This window comes from Streptomyces sp. BV286, assembly GCF_019090165.1.
Taxonomy (GTDB): Bacteria; Actinomycetota; Actinomycetes; order Streptomycetales; family Streptomycetaceae; genus Streptomyces.
The window spans coordinates 52,878-76,011 of sequence record NZ_JAHRIB010000062.1; the positions used below are offsets into that span (position 1 = coordinate 52,878).

General features: G+C 71.9%; 16 protein-coding genes and 1 pseudogene. 9 read left to right on the top strand and 8 right to left on the bottom strand.

All coding sequences use genetic code 11. The features are described 5' to 3' along the window. Positions 1–19: 19 nt before the first annotated feature. Positions 20–3,070: a helix-turn-helix transcriptional regulator gene (locus tag KUF83_RS09610; protein WP_217454180.1), complete on the top strand. Its 3,051-nt coding sequence runs from the start codon at positions 20–22 to the stop codon at positions 3,068–3,070. Positions 3,071–3,160: 90 nt separating this feature from the next. Further along, complete coding sequence (locus KUF83_RS09615; protein ID WP_254643609.1) at positions 3,161–3,439, top strand: DUF6191 domain-containing protein; 279 nt, start codon at positions 3,161–3,163, stop codon at positions 3,437–3,439. A gap of 91 nt (positions 3,440–3,530) precedes the next feature. Here KUF83_RS09615 and KUF83_RS09620 read toward each other — a convergent pair whose 3' ends face one another. Both KUF83_RS09620 and KUF83_RS09625 read right to left on the bottom strand, forming a co-directional pair. Further along, on the bottom strand, positions 3,531–4,736 hold the full coding sequence (locus KUF83_RS09620; RefSeq protein WP_217454181.1) for a sorbosone dehydrogenase family protein: 1,206 nt from the start codon (positions 4,734–4,736) through the stop codon (positions 3,531–3,533). A gap of 147 nt (positions 4,737–4,883) precedes the next feature. Beyond that, complete coding sequence (locus tag KUF83_RS09625; RefSeq protein WP_217454182.1) at positions 4,884–5,897, bottom strand: aldo/keto reductase; 1,014 nt, start codon at positions 5,895–5,897, stop codon at positions 4,884–4,886. A 75-nt stretch (positions 5,898–5,972) separates the two neighbouring features. Between KUF83_RS09625 and KUF83_RS09630 the strand changes: the two genes are divergently transcribed. The 6 genes from KUF83_RS09630 to serA all read left to right on the top strand — a co-directional run bounded on the left by KUF83_RS09630 (position 5,973) and on the right by serA (position 16,015). Continuing rightward, positions 5,973–6,914: a 2-hydroxyacid dehydrogenase gene (locus KUF83_RS09630; RefSeq protein ID WP_217454183.1), complete on the top strand. Its 942-nt coding sequence runs from the start codon at positions 5,973–5,975 to the stop codon at positions 6,912–6,914. A 231-nt stretch (positions 6,915–7,145) separates the two neighbouring features. Then, positions 7,146–10,277, top strand: coding sequence for a putative bifunctional diguanylate cyclase/phosphodiesterase (locus KUF83_RS09635; RefSeq protein ID WP_374106029.1), 3,132 nt, complete (start codon positions 7,146–7,148; stop codon positions 10,275–10,277). Between the two features lie 239 nt (positions 10,278–10,516). Next, positions 10,517–12,373, top strand: a complete 1,857-nt coding sequence (locus tag KUF83_RS09640) for an acetolactate synthase large subunit (protein ID WP_217454184.1) — start codon at positions 10,517–10,519, stop codon at positions 12,371–12,373. A 26-nt stretch (positions 12,374–12,399) separates the two neighbouring features. Further along, positions 12,400–12,927: an acetolactate synthase small subunit gene (ilvN, locus tag KUF83_RS09645; protein ID WP_217454185.1), complete on the top strand. Its 528-nt coding sequence runs from the start codon at positions 12,400–12,402 to the stop codon at positions 12,925–12,927. Positions 12,928–13,069: 142 nt separating this feature from the next. After that, the gene (ilvC, locus tag KUF83_RS09650; protein WP_217454186.1) at positions 13,070–14,068 is read left to right on the top strand and encodes a ketol-acid reductoisomerase; all 999 of its coding nucleotides are present in this window, start codon (positions 13,070–13,072) and stop codon (positions 14,066–14,068) included. Between the two features lie 357 nt (positions 14,069–14,425). Further along, positions 14,426–16,015 carry a phosphoglycerate dehydrogenase gene (serA, locus tag KUF83_RS09655; protein ID WP_217454187.1) on the top strand — a complete coding sequence of 530 codons (1,590 nt, stop codon included), beginning with the start codon at positions 14,426–14,428 and terminating at the stop codon, positions 16,013–16,015. Between the two features lie 221 nt (positions 16,016–16,236). Here the strand turns inward: serA and KUF83_RS09660 are convergent. Beyond that, positions 16,237–16,758, bottom strand: a pseudogene (locus KUF83_RS09660) (MFS transporter); the annotation flags it as partial. 106 nt (positions 16,759–16,864) lie between these two features. On the opposite strand from KUF83_RS09660, the gene KUF83_RS09665 reads away from it, so the two are divergent. Next, positions 16,865–17,515, top strand: a complete 651-nt coding sequence (locus KUF83_RS09665; protein ID WP_217454189.1) for a TetR/AcrR family transcriptional regulator — start codon at positions 16,865–16,867, stop codon at positions 17,513–17,515. Here KUF83_RS09665 and KUF83_RS09670 read toward each other — a convergent pair. The 5 genes from KUF83_RS09670 to KUF83_RS09690 all read right to left on the bottom strand — a co-directional run. Beyond that, the gene (locus tag KUF83_RS09670) at positions 17,424–18,227 is read right to left on the bottom strand and encodes a dipeptide/oligopeptide/nickel ABC transporter ATP-binding protein (RefSeq protein WP_217454190.1); all 804 of its coding nucleotides are present in this window, start codon (positions 18,225–18,227) and stop codon (positions 17,424–17,426) included. The genes KUF83_RS09665 and KUF83_RS09670 overlap by 92 nt on opposite strands. Further along, complete coding sequence (locus KUF83_RS09675) at positions 18,224–19,258, bottom strand: ABC transporter ATP-binding protein (protein ID WP_217454191.1); 1,035 nt, start codon at positions 19,256–19,258, stop codon at positions 18,224–18,226. The genes KUF83_RS09670 and KUF83_RS09675 overlap by 4 nt, the downstream gene beginning before the upstream one ends. Beyond that, positions 19,255–21,102 carry an ABC transporter permease subunit gene (locus tag KUF83_RS09680; RefSeq protein WP_308402952.1) on the bottom strand — a complete coding sequence of 616 codons (1,848 nt, stop codon included), beginning with the start codon at positions 21,100–21,102 and terminating at the stop codon, positions 19,255–19,257. The genes KUF83_RS09675 and KUF83_RS09680 overlap by 4 nt, the downstream gene beginning before the upstream one ends. Before the next feature lie 5 nt (positions 21,103–21,107). Next, the gene (locus tag KUF83_RS09685; RefSeq protein ID WP_217454192.1) at positions 21,108–22,601 is read right to left on the bottom strand and encodes an ABC transporter substrate-binding protein; all 1,494 of its coding nucleotides are present in this window, start codon (positions 22,599–22,601) and stop codon (positions 21,108–21,110) included. Between the two features lie 150 nt (positions 22,602–22,751). Next, positions 22,752–23,134: CdaR family transcriptional regulator (locus KUF83_RS09690; RefSeq protein ID WP_217454193.1), on the bottom strand; the 383-nt coding region annotated here is incomplete at its 5' end.

A 23,134-nucleotide genomic window follows, 5' to 3' on the forward strand; every position in this document is an offset into this window, starting at 1 on the left:
GACATCGGACCCCTGTGCGATGCTCGGCGCTGTGGAGACCAGGTCCGTCAGTCCTGTCTTCGTCGGCCGGGCCGACGAACTGGACGTACTGAACGACGCGTTCGCCCGAGCCGCCACGGGCGAGCCGCAGGCACTGCTGCTCGGCGGTGAGGCCGGCGTGGGCAAGACCCGCCTCATCGAGGAGTTCGCGGTGAGGGCCTGCCGCGAGGGCGCCGTCGTGGCGGTCGGCGGCTGTGTCGAGATCGGCGCCGACGGCCTGCCGTTCGCCCCGTTCTCCACCGCCCTGCGGGCCCTGCGCCGCCGGCTGCCCGACGAACTGGCCGCCGCGGCCGCCGGACAGGAGGACGAGCTGGCCCGGCTGCTGCCCGAACTGGGCGAGACCTCCCGCGGGCGGCACGACGAGGACGGCATGGCCCGCCTCTTCGAACTCACCGTCCGCCTCCTGGAACGCGTCGCCGCCGACCGCCCGGTCGTCGTCCTCCTGGAGGACCTGCACTGGGCCGACGCCTCGACCCGCCACCTCCTCGCCTACCTCTTCCGGACGCTGCGCAGCGGCCGCCTCCTCGTCGTCGCCACCTATCGCGCCGACGACATCCACCGCCGCCACCCGCTGCGGCCGCTCCTCGCCGAACTCGACCGGCTGCGCACCGTCCGCCGCATCGAGCTCGGCCGATTCAGCCGCACCGAAGTCGGCTGCCAGATCGCCGGAATCATCGCCTCCGAACCCGATCCGGCCCAGGTCGACGAGATCTTCGCGCGCTCCGACGGCAACGCCTTCTTCGTCGAGGAACTGGCCGTGGCCGCCCACGAAGGCTGCTGCGCCGGCCTCACCGACTCCCTGCGCGACCTGCTCCTCGTCCGCGTCGAGAGCCTGCCCGAGAGCTCCCAGCAGGTCGCCAGGATCGTCGCCGAGGGCGGCTCCACCGTGGAGTACCCGCTGCTCGCCGCCGTCGCCCGGCTCTCCGAGGACGACCTCATCGAGGCGCTGCGGGCCGCCGTAGGCGCCAACATCCTGCTCGCCACGGCCGACGGCAGCGGCTACCGCTTCCGCCACTCCCTGGTGCGCGAGGCCGTCGGTGACGACCTGCTGCCCGGCGAGCGCTCCCGCCTCAACCGCCGGTACGCGGAGGTCCTGGAGGCCGACCCCGCGCTCGTCCCGGCCGACGAACGAGCCGCCCGGCTGGCCAGCCACTGGTACCACGCGCACGACGCCGCCAAGGCTCTGCCCGCCGTCCTCGAAGCCTCCGTGGAGGCCCGCCGCCGGCACGCCTACTCGGAGCAACTGCGGCTCCTGGAGCGGGCGATGGAGCTGTGGGACACGGCCCCCGAGGCCGTACGCGCCGAGCTGCGGCCCGTCGACTACGCCGAGGTCTACCCCCCGTGCGGCTGCGACCCGCAGACCACCCCGCTGCGGTACCTCGACCTGATGGCCGAGGCCGCCGTGGCGGGCCGGTTCAGCGGGGAGCGCGAGCGCGCCCTGAAGATCACGAAGCGTGCCCTGCACCTCCTGGAGGACGAGGGCGACCCGCTGCGCGCGGCCTGGTTCTGGATCCAGCGCTCCCGGCTGATGGAGGCGCGGTCCCGGGGCGACGGCTGGAAGGAACTGTCCACCGCCCAGGACCTGGTCCGCGGACTGCCGCCGTCCGCCGTGCACGCCGACGTCCTCGCCAACGTCGCCAACTGGTCCATGCAGCACCGCCCCGGCCCGGAAGCACTCCTGGCCGCCGAGCGCGCCGTGGAGTACGCCCGGATGGTGGGCGCCCGTGACATCGAGCTGCACGCACGGCTCACCCTCGGCGGGCTCCTCGTCGAGTCGGGGGACATCGAGGCAGGGCTCGCCGAGGTGCACGAGGTCAAGAAGCAGGCCTCGGAGGCCGGTGCCGCCTACGTGGTGGGCCGCGTCCACATCAACCTGCCGTCCCACCTGGAGGGCCTCGGCCGCTCCCGGGAAGCCGTCCGCATCCTCCGGGAGGGGGTCGAACTCGCCCGGAAGTTCGGCCTGGTGTACTCCGAGGCCTGGGTCTGGGGAAACCTCAGCGAGTCCCTCTTCTCCCTGGGCCACTGGGACGAGGCGGGTGAGGCCGGGGTCAACTCGGAGCGCATCGGCCAGAGCGAGAAGCCCCGCGGCTTCAACGCCACCGTCCAGGCCCGGCTCGCCCTCGCCCGGGGCGACCTGGCCGAGGCGGACCACCAACTGGCCGCCGCTCGGGGCCACTTCGGCACCCATGACGTCGTGCCCCAGCATCTGCTTCCGCTGACCGCCCTCGCGATCGGCGTCGCCGCCGGGGAGGGCCGCCTCCTCGACGCCCGCGCGGAGCTGGACGAGGCTCTGGGCATGGGCTTCCCGCCGGGCACCCACCGCTACGGCTGGCCCCTGCTGCTCGCCTCCGCGACCGCGGAGGCCGACGCCCGCCGACTCCCCGGCGCCGACGAGGGCCGCGCCGACGTCCTCGAACGCCTGCGAGGCGCCGCCAAGGGCCTCACCACGAACGTGCCCGTCTGGCAGGGCTACGAGCGCTGGGTGCGGGCCGAGCTGCTGCGCGCCGAGAGCCGGGACGCCCCGGACGAGTGGGCCGAGGTGCTCGACGCCTTCGAGCTCCTCGAACGCCCCTACGACCTCGCCTGCGTCCGGTACCGCCTGGCCGAGTCCCTGCTGGTCGCCGGAGGCGGCGAGGAGGAGCGGGACCGCTCCACGGAACTGCTGAGGCTGGCCCGGGCCGCGGCCGACCACCTCGGCGCGCGCCCGCTCGCGGACGCCGTCTCGCTGCTCGCGCAACGCGCCCGCCTCACCCTCTCCCGCACTCCCGAGCGGACCTCCCCCGCTCCCGCCGACCCGGCCGAGGCGCTCGGCCTCACCAGCCGGGAGCGGGACGTCCTGCGCCTGGTGGCCGCCGGCCACACCAACCGCCGGATCGCCGAGGAACTCTTCATCTCCCCGAAGACGGCCAGCGTCCACGTCTCCAACATCCTCGCCAAGCTGAACGTCTCGGGCCGCGGCGAGGCCGCCGCGCTGGCGCACCGGCTGCGGCTGTTCCCACCGGAGACGGTGGACGCCCGGACGACAGGGTGAGATCGGCCCGCCGAGGTCCACTCGGTGAGATCCGCCCGGGGACACCTACGCTGGAGGAGACCCCGGGCCGAGGGAGGCACCGTGTTCAACATGATCAACGAGCTCTTCGCACCAGGCCGCAAGCACACCGACGAGGAGCGCAAGCGGCTGGAGCTGACGCGCGTCGACCTGAACGACGGTGACCCGGGCAGGGGACCGATAGACCTGACCTCCGGCAAGGTGGTCGTGCGCCTGCCGGGACAGCCCGCGAGCGGCGCCCCGGACGGGCATGACCGTCAGGGGGATCCGGACGGCCAGGGCGACCACGACGGCCAGGGCGGCCACGACAGCCACGACGACCAGGACGATCAGGGCGACCACCGACGGTAGTGACGGTCAGGACGATCGAGACCCCACGGCGGCATCCAGGGACTCCGGGGCCCGGAGCGATCCGGATGCCCCGCCCGCCCAGGCGCGGCCCTTACGTCACCTCCAGCTGCAGAATCCGGTCGTCCCCGCTGCCGGGGGTTCCCCTGCCGTCCGTCTCGCTCGTGACCAGCCACAGCTTGTTGCCGCCCGCCGAGACCACGGTGCGCAGACGGCCGTAGTCGTCCTCCAGGAAGGCCTGGGACTCCGCCGACGCCTCGGTGCCGTCGAGCGGGATGCGCCACAGCCGCTTGCCGCGCAGGCCCGCCATCCAGATCGAGCCCTCGGCGTAGGCGATGCCGCTCGGGGAGGCCTCGTCGGTCTTCCACTGGTCGACCGGGCTGTGGTACTCGGAGTCGTCGGACTTGCCCTCCGCCTCCGGCCAGCCGTAGTTGTCACCCGGCTTGATGTGGTTCAGCTCGTCCCACGTGTCCTGGCCGAACTCCGAGGCGAACAGGCGCTGCTTGCTGTCCCAGGCCAGGCCCTGCACATTGCGGTGGCCGTACGAGTACACGGGGGAGTCGAACGGGTTGCCCGGCGCCGGCTCGCCGTCCGGCGTCAGACGCAAAATCTTGCCGCCCGTCGACTTCTTGTCCTGGGCCAGCTCGGTCACGTACGTCTCGCCCGTGCCCGCGTAGAGCATCTTGTCCGGGCCGAAGGCGATCCGGCCGCCGTTGTGGTTCGTGCCCTTCGGGATGCCCCTGAACACCGTGTCGGGTGCGCCCAGCTGCTCACCGGCCGGCCTCTTCTCGTCGTACAGCATGCGCACGATGCGGTTGTCGGAGTCCGACGTGAAGTACGCGTAGACCATGTGGTCCGACGCGTACGACGGGGACAGGGCCAGGCCCATCAGGCCGCCCTCCCCCGCGGGAGCGACTCCCGGTACCGAACCCAGCTCGGTCTTCTTCCCGGTCTCGCCGTCGACCCTGGTGATCGTCCCCTCGTCCCGCGAGGACACCAGGAGGTCGCCCTCGGGAAGCGGGGCGAGACCCCAGGGTGTCTTCAGGCCTTCGGTGACGGTCCGCACGACCTTCACGGAGCCCTTGGCGGGAGGCGTCTCCTCGGCCGCCCGTCCGGAGGGCGGGGCCGACGCCCCCGGCTCCGGGCTGCTCGCGGGCGCGCTGGTGCCGTCGCCCGGATCCTCCCCGTCACCGGAGGAGCACCCGGCCGTCAGCAGGAGCGCGGCCGCGGCCAACACAGCCGTCACAGCTCGACGTTGCACGATCAGGATCCCTTCGACGCGGCAGGTTCTACTTTTCATACACCGCTCGGGCCCCACGAGTTCCCGATCACGGAACACCGAATCGCCGGACCCCGCCCGAACCGGGCGATACAGCCATCGAGAACCCTTGCGGCGGCCGTCCCGGCCACCCGGCCGCGGACCCCCGCCGAGGACCGGCGGGCCCGCTCAGTCCCAGGATCCCAGCGCCGGCGGCAACCCCGCCACCTCGGCGAGGTCCTCCGCCGTCAGCCGCAGCCCGGCCGCCCCCGCGTTCTCCGCGGCCCAGCATGCCCGCTTCGTCCCGGGCACCGGAACCACGTGCCGCCCGCGCGACAGCACCCACGCGAGCGCCACCTGCGCGGGGGTGACGCGGGCTTCCTCCGCCGCGGCCGAGTGACGGGCGGCCACCCGGCGCAGGCCGACGACGATGGACTGGTTGGCGGCCATCATCTCGGCGGTGAAACGGGGATGCCGGGCCCGTAGGTCGTCACGCTCGAACCCCTCACCCGGAGTGAGCGTCCCGGTCAGGAAGCCGCTGCCGAGCGGCATCGCCGCGAGGAAACCGACGCCGCGGGCCTCGCACCACGGCAGCAGGCTCTCCAGAGCCTGCCGCGACCACACCGACAGCTCGGCCTCCACCGCGCTCACCGGGAAGACCTGCTGCACCCGCTCCAGCCGGCGGATCGTTTCGTCGTGCAGCCGTGCCCCCGGTCCGCGGCCGGGGCGCGCGCCCAACGCGCACAGCCCGAGCGCCCGCACCTTCCCGGCCGTCACGAGCTCCGCCATCGCGCCCCAGGTCTCCTCGACCGGCACCTCCGGATCCTCGCGGTGCAGCTGGTAGAGGTCTATGACGTCCGTCTGCAGGCGGCGCAAGGAGGCGTCGCACGCCCGCTTCACGTAACCGGGACGGCCGTTGGCCACGATGTGCTGCTCGCCGACCAGCAGACCGACCTTGGTCGACACGAAGGCCTCGGAGCGCCGGTCCTTCAGCGCGCGCCCCACCAGCAACTCGTTCTTGAACGGGCCGTACATGTCGGCGGTGTCCAGGAGCGTCACACCCCGGTCGAGGGCCGTGTGCACGGTCCGCAGCGACTCCTCACCCCGCTGCCGCGAACCCGAGTACGCCCAGCTCATCGGCATGCACCCGAGGCCGACAGCCCCCACCTCGAGCGCCGCCGCCCCGATCGTCCTGCGCTCCACCTGGCCGCGCCCTCCCTCTCCTGGCCCCCCAAACTAACCTCTGCGTCCGCAGGCGCTTCGCATAGCCTCCTGACCATGACGTACGAAGTGTGGCTCCCGTTTCCCGCAGACGAACTCGAAGGCCTCCCCGAGGGCCCCAACTACCGCTACTGGAACGGCGAGAGGGACTACCCCGCCGACCCCGCCGACTGCTCCTTCTATGTCGTCCCCTATATGAAGGGCGGCGACATCTCGGTGCGCCCCCTGGCCGACATGACGTCCGTACGGGTCGTGCAGACGCTGTCGGCCGGTATCGACCACGTCCAGCCGGGCCTGGAACTGCTGCCCGGCGGCGTGCAGTTGTGCAACGCGCGCGGTGTGCACGACGCCAGCACCGCCGAACTCGCCCTCACCCTGATCCTCGCCTCGCTGCGGGGCGTCCCCGACTTCGTCCGCGGGCAGGACAGCGAGGAATGGCGGTCCGGGTTCCGACCCGCCCTCGCGGACAAAAGCGTCCTGATCGTCGGCTACGGAGCGGTCGGCTCCGCCATCGAGGACCGGCTCGTACCCTTCGAGCTCGCGCGGGTGGCGCGCGTCGCGCGCTCCGCACGCGAGACGGCGCGCGGCCCTGTGCATCCGATCGCCGCACTGCCCGAACTCCTCCCGGAAGCCGATGTGGTGGTGCTCATCACGCCCCTCACCGAGCAGACGAAAGGCCTGGCGGGCGCCGATTTCCTGGCCCGTATGAAGGACGGGGCACTCCTCGTGAACGTGGCCCGCGGTGGTGTCGTCGACACCAAGGCGCTCCTCGCCGAGCTGGAGAGCGGCCGGCTCCGGGCGGCCCTGGACGTCACCGACCCCGAACCACTGCCTCCGGGGCACCCCCTGTGGCACGCGCCCGGCGTACTCATCAGCCCGCACGTCGGCGGCCCGACCTCGGCGTTCTTCCCGCGCGCCCAGCGGCTCCTCGTGGACCAGTTGAACCGTTTCGTGAACCGGGAGCCCCTGCGGAACGTGGTCCTTACGACGGGCTCGTAGTCCTCCCCTCTCCCGGCAGCTGCCGGGCGGGAACCCGTACGGGCACCCTCCGCAGTCCCTCGAATGCGCGCCGTGTCCGCAACCCCGCTGATCGTCACGGAGCGTAGAGGAACTATGTCCCTGAGTGACGAGACTGGTGTATCGTCCCGACAGGGGCTGCGCCGCGCATCATTCGGCGCCGGGGATCGAGAGACAGCAACAGCGAGGGGGGCGACGGGCGATGCACGGCCTATGGACCAACGATCCGACGCGGCGGGGCCGCCGACGGCGACCCTGGTGTCCACCCGCGCGCAGACGAGGCCACAGCGGCCATCACCATCGAAGGCCGAGCGGTCGCAGGAGGCACGCGCATCCGGCCCGCCGGGACCAGAGGGACTCGGGGGCGGGGCGGACCGGAGAAGCACAGTGAGCTCCCCGGTGGCGTTGCCGGCCCGTCGCCCGGCCACCGGAGGCGGACCCGGCACGGTCCCGCAGCTCGTGCTCGCCCTGATGTGCGCGGGATACGCGGTCGGTTCCGCGCTCGGCTGGGGCTCGCACCGACTCGCTCTGATCATGGGCGACTTCGGACTGAGCGCGGCGGCCTCCGCGGCGGCCGTCTCCTGCTTCCTGTGCGCCCGTGCCCGCCGCAGCCGCTTTCGACCCGCCTGGCTTCTCTTCTCGCTCTCCTCCGCGATGGCCGCGGCCGGCAACCTCGTCTGGGGCTGGTACGAGGTCGTCCTGGACCGCCCGGTGCCCAGCCCGAGCTACGCCGACCTGTTCTTCCTGTGCTTCGCACCGCCGGCCATCGTGGGACTGCTCGTCCTCGCCAAACGGCCGGTGAGCAAGGCCGGGTGGGTCTGTCTGGCCCTCGACGCCTGGCTGATCGGCGGCTCGCTGCTCACGCTCTCCTGGAGCCTCGCGCTCGCCCAGGCGGCCAAGGCGGAGGGGCCGAGCGTGCCCCACACCGCACTGTCGCTCGCGTACCCGCTGCTGGACATCGCCCTCGTGAGCATGGTGCTCGCACTGCACTTCAGGCGCTCGGCGGTGAACCGCTCCGCGGTGAACACCGCGATCGGGGCGCTGGCCCTGACCGTGATGTGCGACGCACTGTTCACCTCGCCACTGCTGCACAACGACTACCGCTCGGGGCAGTTGCTCGACGCCGGCTGGTTCGCCGGATCGCTGCTGCTCGCCTACGCCCCCTGGGTGGGGCACCGGAACGGACCCACGGAAGAAGAGGGGCACACGCGCGTGGTGTACGGCTACGTGCCCGGGCCCCGGCAGGGAGAACCGGCACTCGTGCCCCTCCAGGAAGGAGGTCACAGTCGGTATCCGGCCAGCAGGCCCATCACCAGTTCGCTGGCGGCACTCACTCCCTACCTGGCCGCAGCGGTCTGCACGCTGGGGATTCTCTACAACGTGCTCAACGGCCGCAGCGTCGACCGCGTCGTGCTCGTCACCGGCGGCACGGTCGTGCTCGCCCTCGTCGTGCGCCAGGGCATCATGCTCATCGACAACATCACCCTCACCCAGGAGCTGGCCCAGAAGGAGAACCACTTCCGCTCCCTGGTGCAGGGCTCCAGCGACGTCATCATGATCGCCGCCCCGAACGGCATCCTCCGGTACGTCAGCCCGGCCGCGGCCGGGGTCTACGGACGGCCCGCCGAGGACCTGGTCGGCTCCGAACTGGCCTCGCTCATCCACCCGGAGGACCTGGGCTGCGTGGTGCACGAGGTGCGCCGCTTCCTCGCCGCCGACCCCGCCGAGGAGCCCACCACCCGCATCGAGTGCCGTTTCCGGTCCGGTGAAGGAGGCTGGCTCAACGTCGAGTCGACCGTCAACCGCCACCACGGCGGCCTCATCTTCAACAGCCGTGACGTCACCGAGCGGGTGCGCCTCCAGGCCCAGCTGCAGCACAACGCCGAGCACGACCCGCTCACCGACCTGCCCAACCGCGCCCTGTTCACCCAGCGCGTCGGACAGGCGCTGTCCGGCCGCCGCTCCTCCGACCACGGCACCGCCGTGCTCTTCATCGACCTCGACGGATTCAAGGCGGTCAACGACACGATCGGGCACCAGGCCGGTGACGAGCTCCTCGTACAGGCCGCCCGCAGGCTCCAGGACGCCGTCCGGTACGGGGACACCGCCTCCCGGCTCGGCGGCGACGAGTTCGCGGCCCTGATCGTCGGCGACGGCACCCGCGACCGCACCGCGCGCGAGCGCCACATCTTCGAGCTGGCCGACCGCCTCCGCAAGACCCTCTCGCAGCCGTACCTCATCGACGGCAACGATGTCCGGGTCGCCGCCTCCATCGGTGTGGCCTTCTCCGAGCCGGGCCTGGGAGCCGGTGAGCTGCTGCGCAACGCGGACCTGGCGATGTACCGGGCGAAGGCGGCGGGCAAGGGCCGCGTCGAGCTGTACGCGCCGCAGATGCAGCAGGACGTCGTACGGAAGGCGGAGCTGGCCACCCGGCTGCGCGCCGCCCTGCACGACGGCGAGTTCGCCCTGCTGCACCAGCCCGTGGTCTCCCTGGACACCGGCCGGATCACGGCGGTGGCAGCACAGGCGCGCTGGCGCTCCGCCCAGGGTGTGCTGTTCACCCCCGCGGAGTTCCTGCGCGTCGCCGAGGACAGCGAGCGCACCGCCGAGCTCGGCCGCTGGATGCTGGAGGAGGCCGTCGAGCAGGCCGCCGAGCGCGCCGCCACCGGGCTCGCCGTGCCCATCGCCGTCCGGATGACCGCCCGCCGGCTCCTCGACCGCTCCATGCCCCTCAGCTCGGTCGAGGCCCTGCTGACCCGGCACGGCCTGCCCTCCGGCGCACTGATCGTGGAACTGGCCGAAACCGACCCCAAGATCTCCCTGGACGAGCTGGAGCGCCGGCTGAACACGCTCAGGCGTCTCGGCGTCCGGATCGCCCTGGACGGCTTCGGCAGCGGCTACGCCACGATCACCGCGCTGCGCCGCCTGCCCGTGGACATACTGAAGCTCGACCGCGGTCTGGTCGAGGGTGTCGTCGAGTCGGCCCGGCTCCACAAGATCACCAGCGGGCTGCTGCGCATCGCCAACGAACTGGGGCTGCAGTCCGTGGCCGACGGCGTGGATCTGCCCGAGCAGGTGATCGCCCTGCGCTCGATGGGCTGCACCCACGGACAGGGTGTCGCCTTCTCCGGACCGCTGGACGAGTACCGACTGCGCCGGGCCCTCGCGGGGGGCGCCTACCCCATGCCCCACGGCCCCGTCGAGCCCGTCTTCGTGGGAGGTGGCGCAAGCGGCATCTACGCAGGTGGGAGTGCGAACGTGTACGCGGCCGGGGCGGCCTCGGGCGGCTACGGAACCGGCACCGCGCTCCGTTCACATAATGAGACTCCCGTCCCACCCACTTGACACGCACTGCGTGCCGGGGGGAGGGTCTGTGCCATGCGCACCCGAATTCTCGTACTTGGAAAGCGCGTCGGCTGAGCTGGGACGCACCGGATCGATGACCCGGAACTCCCAGCGACCGCACCCGACGCGCTCCCCTCGCCTGCCTCACGGCACGAGGGGTTTTTTGTTGCACAGGTGACAGTCGATCAGGAACCGCACACCGCACAAAACATGCAAAAACCCTCAGCATCGAGAAGAGAATGCCGATGACCGAGCAGGCCACCGGGGCCCACCACCCGCAGCCGCGGCCCCGTTCCGGAGGACAGCACTCCGCACCCGAGCAGGTGACGGGAGCGCAGTCCCTCATCCGTTCTCTCGAGGAGGTCGGGGCCGAGACGGTATTCGGCATTCCCGGCGGCACCATCCTCCCGGCCTACGACCCGCTGATGGACTCCAAGCGGGTGCGGCACGTGCTGGTCCGCCACGAGCAGGGCGCAGGCCACGCGGCCACCGGATACGCGCAGGCCACCGGCAAGGTCGGGGTGTGCATGGCGACGTCCGGGCCGGGCGCCACGAACCTGGTCACCCCGATCGCGGACGCGCACATGGACTCCGTGCCGCTGGTCGCGATCACCGGGCAGGTCGCGTCGAAGGCGATCGGCACGGACGCCTTCCAGGAGGCGGACATCGTCGGCATCACCATGCCGATCACCAAGCACAGCTACCTGGTCACCAAGGCGGAGGACATCCCCCGGGCGATCGCGGAGGCGTTCCACATCGCCTCCACCGGCCGCCCCGGCCCGGTCCTGGTCGACATCCCCAAGGACATCCTCCAGGCGAAGACCACCTTCAGCTGGCCGCCGGCCACGGACCTGCCCGGCTACCGCCCGGTGACCAAGCCGCACGCCAAGCAGATCCGCGAGGCGGCCCGGCTGATCACCCAGGCCAAGAGGCCCGTCCTCTACGTCGGCGGCGGTGTCATGAAGGCCGGAGCCACCGCCGAGCTGAAGGTCCTCGCAGAACTCACCGGAGCGCCCGTCACCACCACCCTGATGGCGCTCGGCGCATTCCCCGACAGCCACCCGCTGCACGTGGGAATGCCGGGCATGCACGGTGCGGTCACCGCCGTCACCGCGCTGCAGAAGGCCGACCTGATCGTCGCCCTCGGAGCCCGCTTCGACGACCGCGTCACCGGCAAGCTGGACAGCTTCGCCCCGTACGCCAAGATCGTCCACGCCGACATCGACCCCGCGGAGATCGGCAAGAACCGCGCCGCCGACGTGCCGATCGTCGGGGACGCCCGCGAGGTCATCGCCGACCTGATCCAGGCCGTGCAGAAGGAGCACAACGAGGGGCAGCAGGGGGACTACACCGCATGGTGGAAGGACCTCGGCCGCTGGCGGGAGAGCTACCCGCTCGGCTACGAGCAGCCCGAGGACGGCTCGCTCTCGCCCCAGCAGGTCATCGAGCGCATCGGGCAGCTGGCGCCGGAGGGCACGATCTTCGCCGCGGGCGTCGGCCAGCACCAGATGTGGGCCGCGCACTACATCCAGTACGAGCAGCCCTCGACCTGGCTGAACTCCGGCGGCGCCGGGACGATGGGCTACGCGGTGCCGGCCGCGATGGGTGCCAAGGCCGGAGCCCCGGACCGCACGGTCTGGGCGATCGACGGCGACGGCTGCTTCCAGATGACCAATCAGGAGCTCACCACCTGCGCCCTGAACAACATCCCGATCAAGGTCGCCATCATCAACAACGGCGCCCTCGGGATGGTCCGCCAGTGGCAGACCCTCTTCTACAACCAGCGCTACTCCAACACCGTGCTGCACTCCGGGCCGGCCGCGGACGGCAAGCAGCCGAGCGCCGGCACCCGCGTCCCCGACTTCGTGAAGCTGTCGGAGGCCATGGGCTGCTACGCGATCCGCTGCGAGTCGCCGGACGACCTCGACAAGGTCATCGAAGAGGCGAACTCGATCAACGACCGGCCCGTCGTGATCGACTTCATCGTCCACGAGGACGCCATGGTGTGGCCGATGGTCGCCGCCGGCACCTCGAACGACGAGATCATGGCCGCCCGGGACGTCCGCCCCGACTTCGGCGACAACGAAGACGACTGAGAGCCGTAGGTAAAGGAAGCAGACCCATGTCCAAGCACACGCTCTCCGTCCTGGTGGAGAACAAGCCCGGTGTCCTCGCCCGGATCACCGCGCTGTTCTCCCGCCGCGGCTTCAACATCGACTCGCTGGCGGTCGGTGTCACCGAGCACCCCGACATCTCCCGCATCACGATCGTGGTCAACGTGATCGAGGCACTGCCACTCGAACAGGTCACGAAGCAGCTCAACAAACTCGTCAACGTCCTGAAGATCGTCGAACTGGAGCCCGCGGCGGCCGTTCAGCGCGAACTCGTCCTGGTGAAGGTGCGCGCCGACAACGAGACGCGCTCGCAGATCGTCGAGATCGTCCAGCTGTTCCGCGCCAAGACGGTCGACGTCTCCCCGGAGGCCGTCACCATCGAGGCCACCGGCGGCAGCGACAAGCTGGAGGCCATGCTCAAGATGCTGGAGCCGTTCGGCATCAAGGAGCTCGTCCAGTCCGGCACGATCGCCATCGGCCGCGGCGCCCGCTCGATCACCGACCGGTCGCTGCGTGCGCTGGACCGGTCCGCGTAGGCCCCGTAACAGGATTCACGCACGACCGGAAGCGGGCGGTCGGCCGTAGTCGGCCGCCCGTATGCCGAGACCCCGGAACTTCCCCTCACCCCACCGGCATACGGTGGGACGCAACACCTGCACTCCAAGGAGAGAACCCAAAGTGGCCGAGCTGTTCTACGACGCTGACGCCGACCTGTCCATCATCCAGGGCCGCAAGGTCGCGGTCATCGGTTACGGCAGCCAGGGCCACGCCCACGCGCTGTCGCTCCGTGACTCGGGTGTCGACGTCCGGGTCGGTCTGCACGAGGGCTCCAAGTCCAAGGCGAAGGCCGAGGAGCAGGGCCTGCGCGTGGTGACCCCGTCCGAGGCCGCCGCCGAGGCCGACGTCATCATGATCCTGGTCCCGGACCCGATCCAGGCCCAGGTCTACGAGGAGTCCGTCAAGGACAACCTCGCCGACGGCGACGCGCTGTTCTTCGGCCACGGCCTGAACATCCGCTTCGGCTTCATCAAGCCCCCGGCCGGCGTCGACGTCTGCATGGTCGCCCCCAAGGGCCCGGGCCACCTCGTCCGCCGCCAGTACGAGGAGGGCCGCGGCGTTCCGTGCATCGCGGCCGTCGAGCAGGACGCGACCGGCAACGGCTTCGCGCTCGCCCTCTCGTACGCGAAGGGCATCGGCGGCACCCGTGCCGGCGTCATCAAGACGACCTTCACCGAGGAGACCGAGACCGACCTGTTCGGTGAGCAGGCCGTCCTCTGCGGTGGTACGGCCGCGCTCGTCAAGGCGGGCTTCGAGACGCTGACCGAGGCGGGCTACCAGCCGGAGATCGCCTACTTCGAGTGCCTCCACGAGCTGAAGCTCATCGTCGACCTCATGTACGAGGGCGGCCTGGAGAAGATGCGCTGGTCGATCTCGGAGACCGCCGAGTGGGGCGACTACGTCACCGGCCCGCGGATCATCACGGACGCCACCAAGGCCGAGATGAAGAAGGTCCTCGCCGAGATCCAGGACGGCACGTTCGCCCAGGCCTGGATGGACGAGTACCACGGCGGTCTGAAGAAGTACAACGAGTACAAGACCCAGGACGAGAACCACCTCCTGGAGACCACCGGCAAGGAGCTGCGCAAGCTCATGTCGTGGGTCAACGACGACGAGTGACTCCGTCGGTTCGGCCGTGGTGCCGGGGCTGCCCGGTACCACGGCCGTGACCGCCCGCCCGAGGTGCTGTCACGGGGCGCTGCCCCGGACCCCGCTCCTCAAAGCCGGAGGGGCCGGACCGGGCACGCTCGTCTGTGCACGTGCGGGTGATCCTTCTGCGGAGGCGCGTGAACACGGCGTGCCACCACTAGACTGCTCCACTACATACGCGTCGGGCCCACAGCGTCGTGCGTCTAACACGCGGCAACCGCGACACCGAGGAAAGAGCGGGTGCGTTCCCGCGACTTCCCGGCGCCGCTCCCTCCACCGCCTGCGGCCGTCGGGACGGCCGTCCGCAATGGACCTGTGAGGACTCACGTGAGCTCGAAACCTGTCGTACTCATCGCTGAAGAGCTGTCGCCCGCGACCGTCGACGCCCTGGGCCCGGACTTCGAGATCCGGCACGCCAACGGAGGTGACCGGGCCGAGCTGCTGCCCGCCATCGCCGATGTCGACGCGATCCTGATCCGCTCCGCCACCAAGGTCGACGCGGAGGCCATCGCCGCCGCGAAGAAGCTGAAGGTCGTCGCACGAGCCGGCGTCGGCCTGGACAACGTCGACGTCTCCGCCGCCACCAAGGCCGGCGTGATGGTCGTCAACGCCCCCACCTCGAACATCGTGACCGCCGCCGAGCTGGCCTGCGGTCTTCTGCTCGCCACCGCGCGCCACATCCCTCAGGCCAACACCGCCCTGAAGAACGGCGAGTGGAAGCGCAGCAAGTACACGGGTGTCGAGCTCGCGGAGAAGACCCTCGGTGTCGTGGGCCTCGGCCGTATCGGCGCGCTCGTCGCCCAGCGCATGTCGGCCTTCGGCATGAAGGTCGTCGCCTACGACCCCTACGTACAGCCCGCGCGGGCCGCGCAGATGGGCGTCAAGGTCCTCTCGCTGGACGAGCTGCTCGAGGTCTCCGACTTCATCACCGTCCACCTGCCGAAGACGCCCGAGACCGTCGGTCTCATCGGCGACGAGGCGCTGCACAAGGTCAAGCCGTCGGTGCGGATCGTCAACGCCGCGCGCGGCGGGATCGTCGACGAGGCCGCGCTGTACTCCGCGCTCAAGGAGGGCCGAGTCGCCGGCGCCGGTCTCGACGTGTACGCGAAGGAGCCCTGCACGGACTCCCCGCTCTTCGAGCTCGACGAGGTCGTCTGCACCCCGCACCTCGGTGCCTCCACGGACGAGGCGCAGGAGAAGGCCGGTATCTCCGTCGCCCGCTCGGTGCGCCTCGCGCTCGCCGGTGAGCTGGTCCCGGACGCGGTGAACGTCCAGGGCGGCGTGATCGCCGAGGACGTCAAGCCGGGCCTGCCGCTCGCCGAGAAGCTCGGCCGCATCTTCACCGCGCTCGCGGGCGAGGTCGCGGTCCGCCTCGACGTCGAGGTGTACGGCGAGATCACCCAGCACGACGTCAAGGTGCTCGAACTCAGCGCCCTGAAGGGTGTGTTCGAGGACGTCGTCGACGAGACCGTCAGCTACGTGAACGCTCCGCTGTTCGCGCAGGAGCGTGGCGTCGAGGTACGGCTGACCACGAGCTCGGAGTCCTCGGACCACCGGAACGTGGTCACCGTGCGCGGCACCCTCGGTGACGGCCAGGAGGTCTCGGTCTCCGGCACGCTCGCCGGGCCCAAGCACCACCAGAAGATCGTCGCCGTCGGCGAGTACGACGTGGATCTGGCGCTCGCCGACCACATGGTCGTCCTCAACTACGCCGACCGTCCCGGTGTCGTCGGCACCCTCGGCCGGATCCTCGGCGAGGCGGGCATCAACATCGCCGGTATGCAGGTCGCGCGTGCGGACGTGGGCGGCGAGGCGCTTGCCGTGCTGACCGTGGACGACACGGTGCCGCAGCCGGTGCTGACGGAGTTGGCGGAGGAGATCGGGGCCACGCAGGCTCGTTCGGTCAACCTGGTCTGAGGCTGTCCGGACCTGCTGGGGGCTGCGCCCCCAGGCCCCCGCGTCGCGCTGTGCGCTTGTCCTCAGGCGCCGGACGGGCTGAGTTGTTCGTCTGCGGGTGCGTGGGGGCTGGTCGCGCAGTTCCCCGCGCCCCTGAAAGGTGCGCCGTTCCTCGCGCCCCTGGAAGAGTGCGTCGTTGCCCGCGCCCCCATCCGGGGGCGCGGGGAACTGCGCAGTGAGGGTCAGACGCAGACCTCGGTCTGTTCGGTGGGCTTCGGTTCGCGGATGTGTACCTGGCGCAGGCTCACCGTTGCCCGGACCGCCGCGCCGAGCAGAAGCAGCGCTCCCGTGATCGCCGCCGCCTGCATCCCGCTCGTGAACGCCTCCCGCGCCGCGGTGGTCAGCGCGTCGCCCGCCCGCGAGGGCATGCGTGCCGCCTCCGCGAGAGCCGCCCCGAGCGTCTCGTGCGCCGAGTCCGGCACCTCGTGGCGGTACACCGCCGTGCCGATCGACCCCAGCAGCGCCATTCCCAGCGCGCCGCCGAACTCCGCGCCGGTCTCCAGGACCGAGGACGCGGTGCCCGCCTTCTCCGCCGCGACGGTGCCCAGCGCCAGGTCCATCATCTGGGACATCACGGTGACGATTCCGGAGGCGATGACGCCGGCCCCGCCGAGCACCAGCCACATCGAGTCCGTACCGGCCGCGGTGAGCATCCCGTAACCGCAGGCGGCGAGCACGAAGCCGCCGGAGACGACGTAATGTCGAGGACTGTACGAGCGTCGCAAACGCTTGTCTTGTACGTGCGTTTAATTCGTGCGTATAAGACATCAGTCTGGGACGTTTGTCTGTCGCGGAGGTACGCTGACCGGCATGGGACACCGTGATGATCTGCTCGAAGGCGCCAAGCGCTGCCTGCTGGAGAAGGGCTTCGCGCGGACGACGGCGCGCGACATCGTCAAGGAGTCGCGGACGAACCTGGCGTCGATCGGCTACCACTACGGGTCGAAGGACGCGCTGCTCGCGGAGGCGTACATCTCCATCGTCGAAGGGCTCTCCGACGCCTTCGACGCGGGAGGGCAGGTCGCAGCCGGTACGGAGCCGGGTTCGCTGGAGAGGTTCCACGAGGTCTGGGCGAACATCATCGGGACCATGCGCACGCCCGGCTCGCCGTGGCATCTCAGCATGGAGATCGTCGCCATGGGCGACAAGCTGCCCGGGGTGCGCGACCACCTGGCGAAGGCCCAGCGCGAAGGGGCCCGCGGCATCATCCCGATGCTGATGGGCGGCCTGGAGGAGGACGTGCCCGAAGAGGACGTCGACACGCTGGGCAAGTTCTACATGACGCTGATGATGGGGCTCATCGCGCAGTGGACCTTCGACCCCGAGACCGCGACCGGAGCGGACGAACTCACCGAAGGGCTGCGGCGGGTCATCGGGGCGACGGGCGGGACGACGCCGCCGGGGAGGGTGCGGCAGCCGGCGGAAGAGCCGGCGAGGGAAGCAGCGGTGGAGTCGTCCTGACGATCCGGCCCTCGCGCATCTCTGCGACGCGGTCGCAGAAGTGGCGTACGAGCGCCATGTCGTGGCAGATGAACAGATAGCCCAGCCCGAGGCGTTCCTGCAGTTCCGCCAGCAGGTTGAGGACGCCCGCGCGCAGGGACGGGTCGAGCGCGGAGACCGGTTCGTCGAGGACCAGCAGTTTCGGCTCGCAGGCCAACGCGCGCGCGACACCGGCGCGTTGGCACTGCCCGCCGGACAGCTCGTGCGGACGCCGGTCGCCGTGGGAGGCGTCGAGACCGACCTGCTCCAGCAGCTCGGCCACGCGGTCCGGTCCGGTCGTCCGGTCCCATCTCCCCTGTACGCGCAAGGGTTCCGCTATCGCGTCCCGGATGCGGTGCCGGGGGCCGAGCGAGCCGTACGGGTCCTGGAACACGGGCTGCATCGCCGGTCGCAGCGGCCGCAGCCGCCGTTCGTCGAGCGAGGTCAGCTCCTGTCCGTCGAACCAGACCTCGCCCGCGTCGGGGCGGCGGAGCTGCAGCACGGCCATGGCCGTCGACGACTTGCCGCAGCCCGAGGGGCCGACGAGGCCGAGGGTCTCGCCGGGGGCGATGTCGAAGGACACGTGGTCGACGGCGATGCGGGGGCCGTGGCGGACGACGAGGTCCCGTACGTCGAGGAGCGGACTCGCGGACGTCGCGGGGGTGGCGGGGCCGGCGGGGGACTCGGGGTTCACGCGGACTCCAGGAACAGGTCGGCCGGCTCGGCGGGGAGTTCGCGCCAGCGGTGGCAGGCGACCGAGTGGCCGTCGTGCGTCTGGGGCTCGGGGCTCTCCGTGTGGCAGCGGGGCGCCTCCGCGAGGGGGCAGCGGGGGGCGAAGGCGCAGCCCGGCGGCAGGTCGGCGGGGTCGGGCGGGGTACCGGGGATCGAGGGGAGTCTGCGTTCCCGCCGGTGAAGGCGGTCCCCGGGCCGGGAAGGTTCCTCCGCGTACTCCCGCGGGAGCGACGACGACAGCAGGCCGGCGGTGTACGGCGCCCGGGGGCGGGCGAACACCCTGTCCACAGGGCCCTCCTCGGCGAGGCGGCCCGCGTACATCACCAGCATCCGGTCGGCGTGCTCCCGTACCGTCGCCAGGTCGTGGGTGACCAGGACGAGAGCGGCGCCCGCGGCCTCCGTGCGGTCGGCGAGCAGGCCGAGGACCTGCCGCTGGGTCTGCGGGTCCTGGGCGGTGGTCGGTTCGTCGGCGACCACGAGGGCGGGGGAGTGGAGCATCGCCATCGCGATGACGGCCCGTTGGCGCATACCGCCCGAGAACTCGTGCGGGTAGGACCGTGCTTGGGCCGCCGCGATACCGACCTCCTCCAGTGCGGACACCGCCCTGGCCCGTGCCGCCTTGCGGGAGACGCGGTCCACCGATCGTACGGCCGCGGCGAGTTGGTCGGCGACGGGGTGCACGGGGGAGAGCGCCGAGAGGGCGTCCTGCGGGACCAGGGCGAGCCGGCGGCCCCAGAGGGCGGCCCGTACGGAACGAGGGGCGCCCACCAGCTCGTACGGACCCGTCCGCACGCTGCCCGTCACCGCGGCCTCCCGTGGCGGCATGCCGAGCAGCGCGCGGGCCGTCAGGGACTTGCCCGCGCCCGACTCGCCCACCACGGCGAGGACTTCGCCTTCGCGCACGTCGAAGGAGAGGCCCCGCACGGCTTCGACCGGGCCGAAGGAGACGCGCAGGTCCCGCACGGAGAGAAGAGGTTCGGGGGTCGGGGTCACCGGACTGGTTCCTTGCGTGGGCGGAGGGCGGGCAGGGGGAGGGCGTGGCGGATGCCGCGGGCCGTCGGGGCTGATCCGCCCCCGGCGGACCTGGACCCGGCGGACCTGGACCTGCCGGACCTCGTGCCGCCGGACCCGGCCCCGCCCTGCGCGTACGACGCCGACGACACCGCGAGGCCCGCCAGCAAAGCCAGCGCCACCGCCGGTGCCAGGGCCGCCCAGGGAGCGCGTTCCACATAGGCGCGGGACTCGTCCAGGAGGAGGCCCCACTCCGGGGCCGGCGGCTGGGCGCCGAGGCCGAGGAAACCGAGGGAGGCGAGGGCCAGGGCGATGCCCGGGAGGCGCAGGAGGGCGTGGCGGGTCACCGGGCCCGCCACCGAGGGAAGTACGTGACGGGTGAGGATCCACGACGGGCTTGCCCCGATGGCCCGTTGGGCCAGCAGGAACGTGGACGCGCGGACCTCCTGCACCAGCGCCGCCGCGTGCGCCGCCAGCGGGGGCCACGAGATCAGGGCGACGGCCAGCGCGGCGCCTCCCGTGCCGGGGCCCGCCGCCGCGGCGACCAGGATGCCGACGATCACCGGCGGCAGCGCGTTGGCGATGTCCGAGGCGCCGGCGGACAGGCTCGGCAGGAAGCCCAGGGCCAGGGCGAGCAGCAGGCTGACCAGGCACACCGCGACCGCCGTGCCGACCGTCGACGCGGCGCCGTGCCCGAGCCTGGCCAGCACGTCCCGGCCGAGCCCGTCCGTGCCGAGCGGGTTCGCCCAGGACGGGGCCCGCAGGCGTGCGGTCGTGTCCACCGTGTACGGATCGCGCAGCAGGCCCCAGCCGACGCAGGTCAGCAGTACGACTCCGAGCGCCGCCGGAACGGCCGGGTGCGCGCGCACCGGGCGGGCGGCGGGCAGCGTCAGCCCCGCGTCACGCAGGGCCGGGCCCAGCAGCCGGCGCCGTACGAGGGCCGCCGCCGCGCCCGTGACGAGGCCGAGCGCGAGCAGGGCCAGCACCGATCCCTGGAGCAGCGGCAGGTCCTGCGACTTGGCCGCCCCGAGTGCCGTACGTCCGATGCCCGGCACCGCGAACACCGTCTCCACGGCGACGGCTCCGCCGGTCAGGCCGACGGTGACCATCGCGAACTGCGGTACCAGCGGCGGCAGTACGCGGCGCAGGGCCGCGGCCGAGACGCGGGCCCGACTCACTCCGGCGCCCCGCCACAGTTCCACCCACCGCTCGTCCAGGACGGCGGGCAGCGCGTCGGCGACCAGGCGGCCGAGCAGTCCACCGGCGGGGATGCCGAGCGCGAGGGCGGGCAGCACCATGTACCGCGGACCCTGCCAGCCGGAGGTCGGCAGCAGGCCCAGCCACACCCCGCACACCAGCAACGCGACGGTGGCCAGCAGGAATTCGGGCAGGGCGGCGAGCATCGCGGCGAACGCGCCGGCCGACCCCCGGCCCCGTACGAGGACGGGAGCCACCAGTGCGCAGGTCACCAGGACCGCGACCGTGAGGGCCGCGCCCATCAGCGCGAGCGACACCTGGAGCCCGGAGACGACCGACGGCAGGACGTCGGTGCCCGAGACCCAGGACGTGCCGAAGTCGCCGCGGGGCAGCCCCGAGAGCCAGTCCCCCAGCAGGGCGAGGGGGCCCGCGTCCAGCCCGAGATCGCGGCGGATGGCGGCCAGCGCCTCCGGTGTGCCCTCCTGCTCGGCCGAGCGGGCGCGCAGGACGGTGAGCGCGGGATCACGGCCCGAGAGCCAGGGGAGCAGTCCCACGGTGGTGAGGACCGCGGCGAGGCAGCCGAGCCGGGTCAGGGCGGCCCGGCTGCCCGGAGTGAACAGGCGTGCCACGGCGGTCACTTGACGTAGGTGGCCGCGGTGATCAGCGCTCGCTCGCGCGGGTCGTGCTCGACGTCCACGACACCGGCCGCGTCGCCCTGGATCACCCGCTCGTGCAGCATCGGGATCGCGGCGTCGGTGCCCAGCACCGCGGCCTCCGCGTCCATGACGGCCTTGCGGCGGGCGTCACCGGCCTTCGTCCCGGCGGCCTTCTCCAGCGCCGCGTCGACCGCCTTGTCCGACAGCTGGGAGATGTTGAAGGACCCCTTCGACCCGAAGTCGCTGTAGAGGTACGCGGCGGGGTCGCCCGAGTCGAGGACGGTCGCCCGGGAGAGGATGAACGCGTCGAACTCGCCCGCCAGCGCGTCGGACTCGATGTTCGCGTACTCACGCACCTCCAGCTCGACCTTGAACCCGGCCTTCTGGAGCTGCTGCTGCAGCGTCTGGGCCACCTCGGGCAGCTCGGCGCGGTCGGTGAACGTTCCGATCGTGATGGTCTTCCCGGCCGGGTCTCCGGGCGTGGCGCGCGACACCGGCTCGCGCAGGTCGGCGGCCCAGGGGAGGGCCGGGCCCAGCAGGCCCTTCGCGACGTCGGCCCTGCCCTCGTACACGCCCTCGACGATCGACTCGGCGTCGATGGCCTCGCGGGCGGCGGCCCTCAGGGCGGCGTCCTCGAAGGGGCCCTTCCGGGTGTTCAGATAGAGGGTGTTGGTGCGCGGCATCGGGACCTCGGTGACCAGGTCCTTGTCGAGCAGCGCGGCCTGCGACACCGGGACGGCCTCGGCGATGTCGGCCTCGCCGCTGCGCAGGGTGGCCGCGCGGGCGGTGCCGTCGGGCACGAACCGCACGTCGATTCCGGGGGACTTGGCCTTCTCGCCCCAGTAGCCGTCGTAGCGGTCGAGGGTCGCGGACGAGGTGCCGTTCACCTTCGTCAGCTCGAAGGGGCCGGTGCCCGCGCCGACCGGGTCGACGGTCTTCCCCCGGTACGCCTTCGCCGCCAGGACCGACAGCTGCGGGGAGCTCAGCCGCTGCGGGACCAGCGGGTCCTCGGTGGCGGTGGTGACGGCGACGGAGTCACCGTCGGCCTTCACGGTCAGGTCCACGCCGTCGAGGATGCGGGGCTTGGGAGAGGCGGTCGCGGCCTTCGTGAGCGAGCGGACGACGGCCTCGGCGGTGAGCTTCGTACCGTCGTGGAAGGACACGCCCTTGCGTATGCCGAAGGTCCAGGTGCGGCCGCTCTGCTGCCACTTGGTGGCCAGGGACGCCTCCGCGTCGCCGTCCTCGTCGAGCGTCACCAGGGTCTCGGCGGTCGACCAGCGCGAGAGCTTGAACGCGTCGTCGGACAGCGGCGAGAGACCGGAACGCGGCGGGAGCATCATCGCGACGCGTACGCGCTTGCCGTCGCCGCCCGCCGAGTCGTCCGACGCGGATTGCGAGAAGCAGCCGGTGAGCAGCACCGCGGACACCGTGGCCAGCGCGGTCGGGGGGAGAAGGCGGGCGGGCAGGCGCACGGAGCACTCCGGGTAAAGGGATGGTCAATGAAGGCGTGCGGCCGACCGTAGCACGATGACAATCGTTTTCAGTACTGGTGTCCGGATCCCGATCACCCGGGGCCCACGCCGGGGGCCGGGGGCCCCGAGGGCGGCCGCCGGGAGGCCGGATCAGAGGCGCTGTGCCTTGAGCGCCATGTGCAGGAGCAGGCGGGCCTCGCCGTCGTCCAGGTCGAGGCCGGTGAGCTGTTCGACGCGGGACAGGCGGTAGTAGAGGGTCTGGCGGTGGATGCCCAGCTCGGCGGCGGTGCGGCCGGCCTGGCCCGCGCAGTCGAGGAACACCTCGGCGGTACGGGCGAGTTCGCGGTGGGCGGGGGCGAGCAGGGGCCGTACGGCCGGATCGTGGGAGGCGGCCGGGGGCAACGTCGACAGCAGGCGGTACGGGCCGATCGACGACCAGTGCGCGAGAGGGCCCAGCCGGGGCTCGGCCAGGGCGGCGCGGGCGGCGGCCGAGGCCTCCTGCCAGGCGGCGCCGAGGTCGGTGAGGCCGCCGC